Annotated in this window: 11 protein-coding genes; 6 read left to right on the top strand and 5 right to left on the bottom strand. The window is 73.9% G+C overall.

What is annotated here, in order from left to right:
- Nucleotides 1-14 precede the first annotated feature (14 nt).
- The 3 genes from KSK32_RS04005 to KSK32_RS03995 are packed head-to-tail and all read left to right on the top strand — an operon-like array spanning nt 15 to nt 2608.
- Nucleotides 15-815: an ABC transporter permease gene (locus KSK32_RS04005; protein WP_216928582.1), complete on the top strand. Its 801-nt coding sequence runs from the start codon at nt 15-17 to the stop codon at nt 813-815.
- A 21-nt stretch (nt 816-836) separates the two neighbouring features.
- Nucleotides 837-1991, top strand: coding sequence for a sensor histidine kinase (locus KSK32_RS34495; RefSeq protein ID WP_216928580.1), 1155 nt, complete (start codon nt 837-839; stop codon nt 1989-1991).
- Nucleotides 1988-2608, top strand: coding sequence for a response regulator (locus KSK32_RS03995; RefSeq protein ID WP_216928578.1), 621 nt, complete (start codon nt 1988-1990; stop codon nt 2606-2608). The genes KSK32_RS34495 and KSK32_RS03995 overlap by 4 nt, the downstream gene beginning before the upstream one ends.
- A gap of 6 nt (nt 2609-2614) precedes the next feature.
- Here the strand turns inward: KSK32_RS03995 and KSK32_RS03990 are convergent, their stop codons facing one another.
- Together KSK32_RS03990 and KSK32_RS03985 are read right to left on the bottom strand one after the other, a co-directional pair.
- Nucleotides 2615-3505: a L,D-transpeptidase gene (locus KSK32_RS03990; RefSeq protein ID WP_216928576.1), complete on the bottom strand. Its 891-nt coding sequence runs from the start codon at nt 3503-3505 to the stop codon at nt 2615-2617.
- Nucleotides 3506-3578: 73 nt separating this feature from the next.
- The gene (locus KSK32_RS03985; RefSeq protein WP_216928574.1) at nt 3579-5024 is read right to left on the bottom strand and encodes an alpha-amylase family protein; all 1446 of its coding nucleotides are present in this window, start codon (nt 5022-5024) and stop codon (nt 3579-3581) included.
- A gap of 292 nt (nt 5025-5316) precedes the next feature.
- Here KSK32_RS03985 and KSK32_RS03980 point away from each other — a divergent pair, with 292 nt between their 5' ends.
- The 3 genes from KSK32_RS03980 to KSK32_RS03970 are packed head-to-tail and all read left to right on the top strand — an operon-like array spanning nt 5317 to nt 9015.
- The gene (locus KSK32_RS03980; protein ID WP_216928572.1) at nt 5317-6954 is read left to right on the top strand and encodes a hypothetical protein; all 1638 of its coding nucleotides are present in this window, start codon (nt 5317-5319) and stop codon (nt 6952-6954) included.
- Nucleotides 6951-8417: an NADH-quinone oxidoreductase subunit NuoF family protein gene (locus KSK32_RS03975; protein ID WP_216928570.1), complete on the top strand. Its 1467-nt coding sequence runs from the start codon at nt 6951-6953 to the stop codon at nt 8415-8417. Before KSK32_RS03980 ends, KSK32_RS03975 begins: the two co-directional genes overlap by 4 nt.
- Before the next feature lie 16 nt (nt 8418-8433).
- Nucleotides 8434-9015, top strand: coding sequence for a redoxin family protein (locus KSK32_RS03970; RefSeq protein ID WP_216928568.1), 582 nt, complete (start codon nt 8434-8436; stop codon nt 9013-9015).
- Between the two features lie 69 nt (nt 9016-9084).
- Here the strand turns inward: KSK32_RS03970 and serS are convergent, their stop codons facing one another.
- The 3 genes from serS to KSK32_RS03955 form a co-directional block, all read right to left on the bottom strand.
- Complete coding sequence (serS, locus tag KSK32_RS03965; protein ID WP_216928566.1) at nt 9085-10368, bottom strand: serine--tRNA ligase; 1284 nt, start codon at nt 10366-10368, stop codon at nt 9085-9087.
- Nucleotides 10369-10795: 427 nt separating this feature from the next.
- On the bottom strand, nt 10796-11953 hold the full coding sequence (locus KSK32_RS03960) for a MerR family transcriptional regulator (protein WP_216928564.1): 1158 nt from the start codon (nt 11951-11953) through the stop codon (nt 10796-10798).
- Nucleotides 11954-11984: 31 nt separating this feature from the next.
- Nucleotides 11985-13160: a trans-acting enoyl reductase family protein gene (locus KSK32_RS03955; protein ID WP_216928561.1), complete on the bottom strand. Its 1176-nt coding sequence runs from the start codon at nt 13158-13160 to the stop codon at nt 11985-11987.
- Between the last annotated feature and the right edge of the window lie 16 nt (nt 13161-13176).

Genomic DNA, 13176 nt, shown 5'->3' with positions numbered 1-13176 from the left:
CGGGGAGCCTCGCCATGACCGCCACGACCTCGTCCACCACCGACACCCGCGCGGCCGACCGCCGGCCGCCCCCGCTCGGCGGCTTCTGCGCGCCGGTACTCGCCATCGAGATACGCCGGGTGCTGCGCAACCGCCGTACGCTGCTGTTCATCCTGGTCATGCCGGCCGTGTTCTTCCTGCTGTTCGGGCTGCCCACGCGCGGGGAGAAGCTGGACAACGGGCTGCCGGTCACCGGCTGGATCATGATCAGCCTGGCCGTGTACGCGGCCATGGTCGCCACCACCAGCGCCGGGGCGGCTGTGGCCACCGAACGCGCGCTGGGATGGAGCCGGCAACTGCGGCTGACCCCGCTGCGCCCCGCCGCGTACGTGGCGACGAAGGTGGCCACCGCGATGGTGCTCGGCCTGCTCGGCGTCGTCGTGGAGTTCGCCGTCGGTGCCGCTTCCGGGGTCCGGCTGCCGGCGCACGTCTGGGTGGAGTCCGGCCTGACCGCCTGGATCGGCGCGCTCGTGTTCGCCGCGTTCGGGCTGTTCGTCGGCTACCTCGCCCCGGCCGAGAACGTCATGCAGTTCATGGGCCCGGCGCTGGCGATCCTGGCCATGCTGGGCGGCCTGTTCGTCCCGCTGGAGCTGCTGCCCGACGTGATGCGGCAGATCGCCACGTTCACCCCGGTGTACGGGGTCGGTCAGCTCGCCCGCGCGCCACTGACCGGCACCGGGGTGGACTGGGCGGCGGTGGCGAACGTGACCGCCTGGACCGCGTTCTTCGGCCTCGGCGCGGCCCGGCTGTTCCGCCGGGACACCACACGCGTCTGAGCGAGGTCTAGCGTGATCGGCGTGACGTCACCGCCCGTACCGGCCCGGCCGGTGAACCGCCACTGGCGGTTCACCGGCTGGCTGCTGGCGGCGGTCTGGCTGTTCTTCCTCAACATCCCGTTCACCACCGCCCTGCACCAGCCGCAGATGTGGCGGCGGCTGGTCGGGATCGGCTCGCTCGTCGCGTTCGCCGTGGCGTACGTGCTGATCTTCGAGTGGTCCCGGGCCCGCCGGCAGCGCCACCAGCCGGTGCCGCCCGGCCGGGCCCGGCTGCTGATCGCCGTGCTGCTCGCGCTCGGGCTCGCCGGGATCCCCGGCACCGGCGGCGACTGGCTGACCACACTGGTCTTCGTGGCGGCCGCCGCGGTGTTCCTGCTGCCGCCGGCGGAAGCGCTGGTCGTGGTGGTGCTGGCCGCGGCGGCGCCGCCGGTGACCGCGCGTCTGGTGCCCGGCTGGGAGCACGAGAGCACGCTGGTCTTCGCGGTGCTGCTCGCCTCGTTCGCCATGTTCGGGGTGAGCCGGCTGGCCCAGCGCAACGGCGAACTCCAGGCCGCCCAGCAGGAGATCCGCCGGCTCGCGGTGGCCGAGGAACGCGCCCGCGCCGCCCGGGACCTGCACGACATCCTCGGGCACTCGCTGACCGTGGTGGCGGTCAAGGCCGAGCTGGCCGGGCGGCTGATGGAGCTGGACCCGGCCCGCGCCGCCGCCGAGATCGCCGACGTGGAGCGGCTGGCCCGGGAGGCGCTGGCGGACGTGCGGGGCACCGTCGGGGCGTACCGCGGGGTGGATCTGGCCTCCGAACTGGCCGGCGCCCGGTCGGCGCTCGCCGCCGCGGGCGTCGTCGCGGAGCTGCCGGAGTCGGTGCCGCCGCTGCCGGCGGATCGCGACGAGTTGTTCGGCTGGGCGGTCCGCGAGGGGGTGACGAACGTGGTGCGGCACAGCGGCGCCCGCCGGTGCGTCGTCCGGGTGGAGCCGTCGGCGGTGGAGGTACGCGACGACGGGCGGGGTCCGGCGGACCAGCGGGGCACGACGGCCGGGCACGGGCTGGCCGGTCTGCGGGAGCGGGCCGGGCGGCTGGACGCGACGGTGACGGTGGCGCGGCCGGACGACGGGCGTGGTTTCCTGCTCCGGGTGACGGTGCCCGGGGTGGTTCCGGACGGAGGGGCGCACCGGTGACCGAGCCGATCAGGCTGCTGCTCGCCGACGACCAGGCGCTGGTCCGGGGCGCGCTGGCCGCATTGCTGTCGCTGGAGCCGGACCTCACAGTGGTGGCCGAGGTGAGCCGCGGCGACGAGGTGGTGCCGGAGGCGCTGCGCGCCGCCCCGGACGTGGCGTTGCTCGACGTGGAGATGCCGGGCCTGGACGGGGTGGCCGCGACCGCCGCGCTGCGGGCGGCGCTGCCGTCCTGCCGGGTGCTGGTGGTGACCACATTCGGCCGCCCCGGCTACCTGCGCCGGGCGATGGAGGCGGGTGCGAACGGCTTCGTGGTCAAGGACACCCCGGCCCGGCAGCTCTCCGACGCGGTCCGCCGGGTGCACGCCGGGCTGCGGGTGGTCGACCCGGCGCTCGCCGCCGAGACGCTCGCCACCGGGCCGAGCCCGCTCACCGAACGGGAGGCCGAGGTGCTGCGTACGGCGCGCGGCGGCGGCACGGTGGCCGAGCTGGCGGCGACGTTGCACCTGTCCGAGGGGACTGTCCGCAATCATCTCTCCGCCGCGATCGGCAAGACCGGCGCGCGCAACCGGGCCGACGCGGTGCGGGTGGCGGAGGCCAACGGCTGGCTGCTGGGCTGAGCCCGGTCAGGGGAGCCGGTCGACCACCACGAAGGCGGTGCCCGGCTCCACCTCGGTCAGCAGCAGGCGCTGGGCGCTGCGGGTCAGCCGGATGCAGCCGTTCGTGACGTTCTTGCCGAGCGTGTCGTCGTTGTACCAGCTGTGCAGTCCGATGTGCGCTCCCCGCAGCCCGGTGGGCACCGAGTCCGGGTCGTCGGGGATCGCGCCGAGGGCGAAGATGTCGACGCCGCCGTAGACGGCCTCCGGGGGCGGGGTGCGGCCCAGCACGAAGGTGCGGCCGAGCGGGGTGAGCTGCCCGGACATGCCGAGGCTCACCGGCCAGGAGCGCACCGCCCGTCCGTCCCGGCTCCAGGTGAGGCGGTGGGTGCGCCGCTCCACCAGGATCTGGTCACGCAGCACCACAGTGGTCCAGCCGCCCGCCGGCACCCAGGCGATGGTGCGGTTGGCCGACGGCAGCAGCACCGCCGTCCAGCCGGAGCGGCGGTCGACGATGGGCACTGTCAACCGTACGCCGCTGATGGTCGGCGCGAGGAACGCCAGCGGGCGGCCGCCGGGCGCGTCGTACGCGGCCACGTTCCGGTTCGGGCGCAGCCCCTCGCTCAGCGGGCGGGTGTCCGCCGGGTCCGGGTCGGGCGGGAAGCCGCGCGGCGCCGGGTCGTAGGTGACCACCGGCAGGTCGTCCGGCGGCGGCGCGGCGGGCGGCACCGACTCCTGCGGGGGCGGGCTCGGCGCGGCGGTCGTGGCCGGGGGCGCGGCGGCGGGTGGCGCCGCCTGGCGCGCGGGCGTGGCGGTGAGCGCGCGGCCGACCAGCAGCGCGGTGACGAGCAGCAGCGGTACGGCGAGCGCGGCGATCAGCCAGCCGGGACGCCGGCGCATGGTGAACCGGTCGAACAGCACGAAACCGACTGTAACCGACCGGAAGCCCCCGTACCCGCCGCTACGGGTACGGGGGCTTCGCGGCCCGGCTGGCTCAGCTCAGCTTCGCGCCGATGTGGATGGCGATCGCGTCGTGGGCGGGGACGTTCGCGGCGAACCAGCCGCCCGAGTCCACCGTGATCACCGGCCCGCTGCACGAGCCGTTGCTGAACGTGCCGTGGATGACGTCGCAGTAGCGGCCCGCCGGCAGCCCGGTGTAGTACGACCGGCCGTTCACCGCGCTGTCCTCGTCGTTGATCGTCAGGTAACCCTTGCCGGTACGGCTGAACGCGATGTGCTGGTAGCCGTTGTCGTACCAGTTGGAGACCCCGGCGCCCTTCGTGGCGTTGTGGAAGCCGACCATGTTGGCGATGACCTGCCAGCGGTGCTCGCACTCCCAGCCGGAGTAGCAGGTGGTGTTCCTGGTCTTGTCGTTGGCGTCCGAGGGCGGGCCGGCGTCGCGGTTGCTGAAGGTGTAGCTGGACTGGACCGTCTTCGAGCCGTACGGCCAGGCCAGCATGAAGGCGTTGGCCAGGGCGTAGGTGCCACGGTTCTTGTAGGTCAGCACCCCGCTGACGTCGCGCTGGGTGTCGTGGTTGTCGATGAACACGGCAGCCGTGCCGCTGGGCAGGTAACCCCATGCCTCGCCGAAGTTCTTCAGGTACGCCAGGCGCTCGTTGTTGAACATCCGGGCCAGGTCCTTGCCGTACCGGAACTCGTGCACGTCGCCGTTGCCGGTGTACTCACCCGGGCCGATCGGCTCGCCCGCGCCGTAGATGACCTCCTGCACGATGTACGCCGAGCGGGAGAGCTTGCTCTTGATGGCGGCGATGTCCGCGGCCGGCATGTGCTTGCTGGCGTCCAGCCGGAAGCCGTCCACCCCGAGCGAGAGCAGGTCGTTCATGTACGCCGCGATCCGCGACCGCACGTAGTCCGACTCGGTCTTCAGGTCGGAGAGGTTGACCAGCTCGCAGTTCTGCACCTCCCACCGGTCGTTGTAGTTACTGATCTCGTTGCCGGGGCGACCGCAGTAGTGGAAGTCCTGCGACTGGTAGATACCGGGGTAGTTGTAGTGCCCGTACGACGAGCCGGCCCAGCCTGTGCCGCCCGCGTCCTGGCCGGACATGTGGTTGATCACCGTGTCGACGATGACCTTCACACCGGCGGCGTGGCAGGTGCTCACCATGGAGCTGAACTGCGCCCGGGTGCCCTTACGCGACTCGATCCGGTAGCTGACCGGCTGGTAGGCCACCCACCACTGGTTGCCCCGGACGTGCTCCTGGGGCGGGGAGACCTGGACGTAGCCGTAGCCCTTGGGGCCGAGCGTGCTGGTGCACTCGCTGGCCACCGAGGGCCAGTTCCACTCGAAGAGGTTGGCGATGACGTTCTTGGTGCCGGACGGCGCCGCGGCGGCCGGGGGAGCCGCGACGACGGTGGGCACGAGCAGGCCGGCGGACGCGACGAGGGCGACAAGCGCCGATCGGCATCGACGTCGAAGCATCGGAACTCCTGAGGTCGGGGGACGGTGGCAGTGCGGGGGAGAGGTCTCAGCTGACGACTTCTTGCAAGCCAGGCTGAAATTTGCGGCAAGGTTACGAGCATGTTGCAAAGTCTGTCAACGTATGGGCATCCGTCGTTGCGTCAGGCGCTACACGCGCGTCCGCTCCGGACGGTTCGAGAATCCGGCCGAGAAATTCGCCACCGGAGGTGATCCGTCCGCGCCGTCCCTCCGTACCTGAGGTGGGAGCAGGGTCGGCCGGTGGGGGCGCCGCCGCGAGACGATCGAGGAGCAGATGGCCCGGGCACAGCAGAACGAGAAGGCGACGACCGTCCGGACCACCAGCACAAGCCGTGGTGCCCGGACGATGTCGAAGTCCGCGATGGTGGCGCTGACCGCCTCCGCGCTCGGCCTCGCGTGGGCCGGCCTGGAGTTGGCCGGGGCCGGCGGCCTCATGTACTCGTACGGATTCTTCTTCACCGAGTTCTTCGCCGGGGTGGTCGCCCTGGTCTCGCTCAGCATCACCGTGATGCTGGGTCTGCTCGCCACCGACCGCCTGGTGCTGCTCATCCGGCACCGCGTGCTGCTCCAGTCGGCGCACCGGGCCACCGGCGTGCTCGGCGTCGCCGGGCTGGTCTTCCACGTCATCACCAAGGTGGCGATCGGCCGGGCCGGGCCGACCGACGCGGTGGTGCCGTTCCTGAGCGGCAGCGGCGTCTACGTCGGACTGGGCACCGTCGCCGCGCTGCTGATGGTGGGCGTGCTCTGGACCGGCCTGATCCGGGTCCGGTTCGCCGGGGTCGGTCCGAAGTGGTTCTGGCGCGCGCTGCACTCGATGGCGTACGTGTCCTGGCCGTTCGCGCTGGTGCACGGCCTCAACGCCGGCCGTCCGGCCGCCGCGTGGGTGGTGCTGAGCTACCTCGCCTGCGTGGTGCTCGTGGTGATGGCGCTGCTGGTACGCGTCTCGGTCCACCTCGGCAAGCGCAGCCGCGAGCAGCACCAGGCGGTCGCGCTCGACAAGGCGATGGCCGGCAAGGGCGAGGAGCGTACCGGCGTGTTCGCCGCGCTCGCCCGGAAGAAGGCAGCCGACAAGGAGGACGGCGGCGCCGGCCGGGGCCGCTGGGCCGAGGCGACCGCCACCTGGACCGCACCGGCCGGCACCGCCCGGCGGCGCGATCCGGAGCGGTTCGCCGTACCCGTGGTGCCGGAACCCGGGTCGCTGCGCGAGCCGGTCCGCCCCGCCGCCCGGCGGCGCGACGCCGAGCGCGAGCCCGTCGTCCGCACGCGGGACGAGGAGGCGGCGCCCGTCCGCCGGACCGACGGCGAACGGTCCCGCCGCCGCCGTCGCCGCGACGACGAGGAACGCGTGACCCGCCGATCCCGGACCGAGGAGCGGGTGAGCCGCCGGTCCCGCGACGACGAGGATCTGGTCGCCCGGTACTCCGCGCCGCCGGAGAGCGGCGGCCGGCACTCGGCGCCGCCGGACACCGGTGGTCGCCACTCCGCACCCCCGGACGGCGGCCGGTACGCCAGCGCGGCCGAGGTGGCCCGCTACTCCGCGCCGCCGCGCGCGACCGACGAGCCGGAGGAGCCGTGGGACAGCCCCCGCCGCTGGGAGACCCGCCCGGTCTCCGGTGAGCCGATCTCGGCCGGCCCGATCTCCGGCACCCCGGTCACGGCCGAGCCGCTCAGCGGGTCCGGCCGCCGCTACCGCGACGAGGAGGACGTGCCGGAGGAGCCGGACTACTGGCGCCCGCCGGCCCGCTACGCCGCCGACGACGAGTTCGTCGACGACACCCCCACGCTGGTCGACCTCGCCTCCCGCCGCGCGATGCGCGCGGGCAAGGAGAGCCGGTCCAGCCGTCGCAAGCGGGCCGACGTGGACGCGGTCGACGGCGCGTACTGGGCCGGGCTGCGGGGTGAGGCCCGGTGATTCGCACGACGGTCCCGCCGGTCGCCTGCATCGGCGAGCCCCGCCTGACCGCCGGGTTCGCCGAGTTCGGCCGGCTCGACCTGCCGGCCCACGAGGAGGTGCACGGCCCGATCGGCCCGATGGAACCGGCGGCGCTGCTGCGGCTCGCCGAGGCGATCGACCTCAAGGGCAAGGGCGGCGCCGGCTTCCCGTTCGCCCGCAAGCTGCGCGCCGTGCTGGAGTCCTGCGAGCGGCAGGACCTCGGCGCCGTGGTGGTCGTCAACGCCTCCGAGGGGGAGCCGGCGAGCTGGAAGGACAAGGTGCTGCTCACCCGCGCCCCGCACCTCGTCCTTGACGGCGCCGCGCTCGCCGCGTTCGCGCTCGACGCCGAGGAGATCGTGATCGGGGTGGCCGACGACGACGTGGGGCGGCCCTCGCTGACCGAGGCGTTGCAGGAACGGCGGATGCCGGTGCCCACCACCATCGTCACGGTCCCGCACCGGTTCGTCTCCGGTGAGGGCGGCGCGCTCGTCAACGGCATCAACGGCCTGCCGCACATCCCGCCCGGCACGAAGAAGCGGTCCAGCGACTCCGGCGTCGGCGGGCTGCCCACGCTGCTGTCGAACGCCGAGACGTACGCCCACCTCGCCGTCGCGGCCCGGATCGGCCCGTACGAGTACGCCGCGCTCGGCACCGACGACGAGCCGGGCACCGTGCTGCTCACCGTCACCGGGTCGGCGAAGCGTCCCGCCGTGGTGGAGTGCGCCGCCGGCACCCCGCTGCACGAGATCCTCGACCTGTGCGAGGTGCCGCCCGGTCCGGGCATCCTGACGGGCGGCTACCACGGCAAGTGGATCACCGCGGCGGCCGCCGAGCGGGCCGAGGTGTCCCGCAAGGGACTCGCCGCTGTGGGCGGCACGCTCGGCGCCGGCATCGTCGTGCCGCTCGGCGCCGACACCTGCCCGCTCGGTGAGGCTGCCCAGGTCGTGCGGTACCTCGCGGGTGAGTCCGCCGGGCAGTGCGGACCGTGCAAGATGGGCCTGCCCGACCTGGCCCGCTCGGTCGACCTCGCGGTCTCCGGCAGCGCCCCGGTCGAACTGGTCCGGGCCGCGGCCGGCGACGTCAAGGGCCGCGGCGCGTGCAGCCACCCGGACGGCACCGCACGGTTCGCGCTGTCCGCCATGGAGGTGTTCGCCGACGACCTGCGGCTGCACGCCACCGGCGAGGGCTGCGGCAAGCGGGTGAAGGGCACGATGGGCCTGCCCGGCGCGCCGGACGCCAACCCGCAGAAGCTCACCCTGGACTGGTCGCGCTGCGACGGCCACGGGCTGTGCGCGCACGTGGTGCCGGACTTCATCCGGCTCGACGGCAACGGCTACCCCGCGTTCCCGCCCACCCCGGTGCCGACGTGGCTGCGCGAGGGCGCGCTCAAGGCGGTCAAGGTCTGCCCCGAACTCGCGCTCCGCCTGGTCCGGGCCGAGTAGAACCCAGGAGCCGCCGATGCGTACCGCCGTTCGTGTCACCGCCGCCGCCGTGCTGGCCCTCGCCGCCGCGCCCGCCTGTGCCGCCGGACCCGAGCCCGGAACGCAGGCCGGAGCGGTCGCCCCGGCGTCCCCCGCCGCCGCGTCCCCATCCGGGTCGGCGTCCGGACCGGCGTCCGCGTCGACGGCCGCGGTGCCGGCCGCGCTGTCGTTCACCGGCAAGACCCTCGACGGTACGGCGTTCGACGCCGCCGCCCTCGCCGGGCGGCCGGTAGTGCTCTGGTTCTGGGCGCCGTGGTGCGCCACCTGCGCCAGCCAGGCGTGGACGGTGGCCGAGATCGCCCCGGCCTACCGCGACACGGTCCCCATCGTCGGCGTCGCCGGGCTCGGCGAGCAGAAGGCCATGAAGTCGTTCGTCACCGAGTTCGACCTGGGCGGCACGACTCAGATCGACGACCGGACGGGCGCGCTGTGGCGCCGGTTCAAGGTGGCCGAGCAGAGCACGTTCGTCGTCCTGGACCGCACCGGACGGGTCGTACGCAAGGGATTCCTGGACGGCGAGGCGCTGACCCGGCAGGTCGAGACGCTGGCCCGGGAATGACCGGCGGCGGCCCGCGCCGCGCCCGCCTCACTCACGGGGGAGGGGCGGGGACGGCGGCGGGTGTACGGGTCAGCGCGGGGTGAGGCGGTCGGTGCCGAGCTTGTCGCGCAGGACCTCCGGGACCACCACCGAGCCGTCGGGCTGCTGGTGCTGCTCCAGGATGGCCGGGAACAGGCGGCTGGTGGCCAGCGCCGAGCCGTTGAGCGTGTGCACGAAGCGGGTCTGCTTCGCACCCGGCTCGCGGTAGCGGATCGCCGCCCGGCGGGCCTGGTAGTCACCGGCCCACGAGACCGACGACACCTCCTTGTACTTGCCGGTGCTCGGCATCCACACCTCGACGTCGAGCGTCTTCTTCATCGAGGCGCTCGCGTCACCCGCGGCCAGCAGGCTGGTCTGGAAGTGCAGACCGAGCTTGCCGACCAGGCCCTCGACGTGGCCGACCATGGCCTCCAGCGCCGCGCCCGCCTGCTCCGGCAGCGTGAACTGGAAGACCTCCACCTTGTTGAACTGGTGGCCGCGCACCGTGCCGCGCTCGTCCGAGTGCGAACCGGCCGCCTCGCGCCGGTAGCACGGCGTGTACGCGAACGCCTTCAACGGCAGCTTCGGCGTCTCCAGGATCTCGTCCTGGTACGCGCCGAGGATCGCCGTCTCCGCCGTGGGCAGCAGGAACTGGCCGCGCGAGGACGACTGCTTGTCGATGTGGTAGACGTCGTCGTGGAACTTCGGGAACTGCCCGGCGGCGAAACCGGCGCTCTCCAGCAGCAGGTGCGGCGGAAGCAGGAACTCGTAGCCGGCCTGGATGTTCTGCTCGATCAGCCAGTTCACCAGCGCCCACTCCAGCCGGGCGCCGAGACCGGTGTACATCCAGAAGCCCGAGCCGCCGAGCTTGACGCCCCGCTCGTGGTCGACCAGGCCGAGCGCGCGGCTCAGCTCCACGTGGTCGCGTACCTTCTCGATGGCCGGCGCCTCGCCGAACGTCCGGACCACCCGGTTGGCCTCCTTGCCCCCGGCGACCACGTCGTCGGCGGGCAGGTTCGGCAGCTCGCTCATCGCCGAGCGGAGCCGGGACTGCACCTCGTCGAGTTGGGACTCCAGCTCCGCGAGCTGCTTGCGCTCGGCCTCCGGGGCGACCGGCTGCGGCGTGCCGCCGGACCGTTTCGCCTCCGCGTACGCGCGCGCCTCGGCCTTGCGGCGCTGCCGCTCGGCATCGATCTCCGTGATCAGGGCGCGCCGTTCCTGGTCGAGCCGCTGGATGTCGTCCAGCGCCCGGGTGACCTCGGCGGGATCCAGACGCTTCGCCAGCGCGGTCGCCACCGCCTCGCGATCCTTCCGGATCAACTCCATGTCGAGCATGCTGCTCGTACGCCTCCGTCCAGGCAGTCAGGTGGGACCTCCAGATGCTACCGTCGCGCCCCTGCCGCCCCGGCCCGGCCCGCGCAGCCCGCCGTCGCGAGGCCTTTTCCGGTGACGGTGCGTGGTGGTGGTGCCGCCGATCGGCCGTGCTCACGTTCCGTGATGGCGCTCTGATGCTCGTGCCGCCCCTTTGCCGCTCGACAGTCCGCTGACCTGGTCAATCTCGCGGAGCCGCGTTCCGGCAGGCATGTCCCTCCGGCGACTTTGCTCTGCAGCCACCGACGCAGCGTTCGACGCAGCGTCAGCGTTGCACGGATGGCTGCAGAGCAAAGTCCGCATGGGGCGAGCACCCTGGAGGGCGACCGGCGTCACGCACGGTCACGGTTTGCTGCCGCAGTGCGGTGCCGGCGCCGGCGAGCGCGGAACCTCAGAGGCGTACCGGCATCAGGACCGAGAAGGCGTGCGCGTCGTCGGCCCGCCGCACGGCCAGCGGGGTGATCGGGCCGTCCAGCTCCAGCACGAGCTGGCCGTCGCCGGCCCCCAGCGCGTCCAGCAGGTACTCCCGGTTCACCGCCACCCGAAGCACATCCGGGCCGCCCGCGCCCGCCGGGCCACCCGCGCCGTCCGCGCCGCCCGTGCCCGCCGGGCCACCCGCGCCGTCGCCCACCCCGTTCGGGTCGACCAGGCGCAGCTCGCCCCGGCCGTCCAGGCCGAGCGCGACCACCTCGTGCTCGACGCCCTCGTGCGCCCGGTGGCAGACCGGGACGCCCTCGGCGGTGAGCGCCGCGCGCAGCGCCGCGCCGTCGAACGGGATCCGGTACGCGGGCACGTCGCCGAGCTGCGCCCGCAGCAGACGCCGGTAGTCAGGGAAGTCGTACGGCAGCGGGACGGCGACCACCGGGCGGCCCGCCACCGTCACCGTCACCCGGCCGGCGGCCACGACGACCTCGGCGGCGTCGGCGCCGCCGAGATCCAGCAGCGCACGCACCTCGTCGACCGACGCGACAGGCAGCAGCGCGCTCACCGGCGGGCCGTCGACGGTGCCGGCGACCCGGGCCACGGCGAGGCGGTGCCGGTCGGTGGCGACCAGCCGGACCCCGTCCGGCTCGACCTCGAGCAGGACGCCGGACAGGACCGGCAGGTCGGGGTCGGCGCCGACGGCGAAGCGTACGGCGTCCACGGCGGCGGCGAGGTCGGTGCGGGACAGCACGAGGCGGGTGGTCACGACGGTCTCCTCCGGGTCGATCAGGCTGCGGATCCGGGAGAGTTCGCGGCGCGCGTCGGCCAGGCCGTCCTCCAGACGGCGCAGATGCGCGTCCAGCAGCCGGTGCACCTCGGCCGGCCGGTGCCGGTGCCGTAACGCCTCGGCGATCCCGGCCAGCGGCATGCCCACCCGGCGCAGCCCGGCCACCAGACGGGCCGGGTCCACCTGCTCCTCGGTGTACCAGCGGTAGCCGGTCACCGGGTCCACCCGGGCCGGGGCCAGCACGCCGGAACGGTCGTAGAACCTCAGTGCGCTGACCGTCAACCCGCTGGCCCGGGCCAGTTCCCCGATGCTGCGAAGCTCGCTCTCCACGGCCGTCATCCTGTGACCTCAAGCGGGTCGAGGGTCAACCTCACGCCGACAGGGTGCGGAACGTGATGCCCGCGCGTACCAGCCGGTCCAGCAGCGCGTCACCCATCGCCGCGACGGGTGTGACCTGCCCGGCGGTCTCCGGCAGGTCGTCGAAGGCCAGGCAGAGCGCAGACTCGGCGAGCATCTTGGCCGTCTCGTCGTACCCCGGGTCGCCGCCGGCCACCTCGGTCACCACCCGCCGCCCGCCGCCGGTGCCCACGAACCGCACCCGGAACCACGACCTGGCCCGCTGCTCGGCGGTCGGACCCTGCCCGGAGGCGAGCCGCCCGAGCAGCCAGCGCCGCGTCGGCGCCACCTTCACCAACCCCATGACAACGGCCAGCCCGGCACCGGCGACCAGCACCGTGGGCAGCCGCTTCATCGCGGCGAAATGCCGGTAGCGGAAGTCCGGGCCGTACTCCGGGCGGGCCGCCGCGGACCGGCGGACCACCTGCGGGTCGATGGTGGGCAGCGGCACCGCCCACTGGTCGAACTCGCGTACCCGGCCGACCTTGCCCGGCACCGCGCGGACCCGGCGTCCGTCCGGGCCGGGCTCCATCGCCCGGCGGGCCCGCGCCGCCCGGCTCATCTCACCGGTACGGGAGAACGCGGTGAGCGCCGAGTGGTACGTCCCGGCGGAGAACCGGCCGCCGGCCCGCACGTAACCGTCGACGGCGATCGGCGCGTCGGCCGGCAGTTGCTTGACCGTGTACCAGACGCCCAGGTCGTGCGGGATCGAGTCGAAGCCGCAGGCGTGCACCAGGCGAGCCCCGGTGCGCACCGCCTCGGCGTGGTGCCGCACGTACATCCGGTCCACGAACTCCGGCTCGCCGGTGATGTCGAGGTAGTCGGTGCCGGCCGCGGCGCACGCGGCTACCAGTGGCTCGCCGTGGTGCACGTACGGGCCGACCGTCGTGGCCACCACCCGGGCGCACTCCGCCACCGTGCGCAGCGACGCCGCGTCGGTCACGTCGGCGGTGAGCAGCGGCAGGACGGTCAGGGCCGGGTCGATCGCGGCCAGCCGGTCCCGCACCGCGGCCAGCTTGTCCGGGTTGCGCCCGGCGAGTGCCCAGCGCAGCCGGTCCGGCGCGTGCCGGGCCAGGTACTCGGCGGTCAGCCCGCCGGTGAAGCCGGTGGCGCCGAACAGGACGATGTCGTACGGACGGTCTGCGCGCATCAGCCGAGTGTGCCAT

The organism is Micromonospora sp. WMMB482, from assembly GCF_019038635.1.
Taxonomy (GTDB): Bacteria; Actinomycetota; Actinomycetes; order Mycobacteriales; family Micromonosporaceae; genus Micromonospora; species Micromonospora marina.
Note: the sequence above shows the minus strand (reverse complement) of the source record. Positions and strands in the feature narration are given on the sequence as shown.

Coding starts and splice junctions, on each gene's coding strand:
- KSK32_RS03970 (WP_216928568.1), top strand. CDS start 8,434: ATGCGTACCGCCGTTCGTGTCACCGCCGCCGCCGTGCTGGCCCTCGCC.
- KSK32_RS03980 (WP_216928572.1), top strand. CDS start 5,317: ATGGCCCGGGCACAGCAGAACGAGAAGGCGACGACCGTCCGGACCACC.
- KSK32_RS03985 (WP_216928574.1), bottom strand. CDS start 5,024: ATGCTTCGACGTCGATGCCGATCGGCGCTTGTCGCCCTCGTCGCGTCC.
- KSK32_RS04005 (WP_216928582.1), top strand. CDS start 15: ATGACCGCCACGACCTCGTCCACCACCGACACCCGCGCGGCCGACCGC.
- KSK32_RS03960 (WP_216928564.1), bottom strand. CDS start 11,953: ATGACGGCCGTGGAGAGCGAGCTTCGCAGCATCGGGGAACTGGCCCGG.
- serS (WP_216928566.1), bottom strand. CDS start 10,368: ATGCTCGACATGGAGTTGATCCGGAAGGATCGCGAGGCGGTGGCGACC.
- KSK32_RS03955 (WP_216928561.1), bottom strand. CDS start 13,160: ATGCGCGCAGACCGTCCGTACGACATCGTCCTGTTCGGCGCCACCGGC.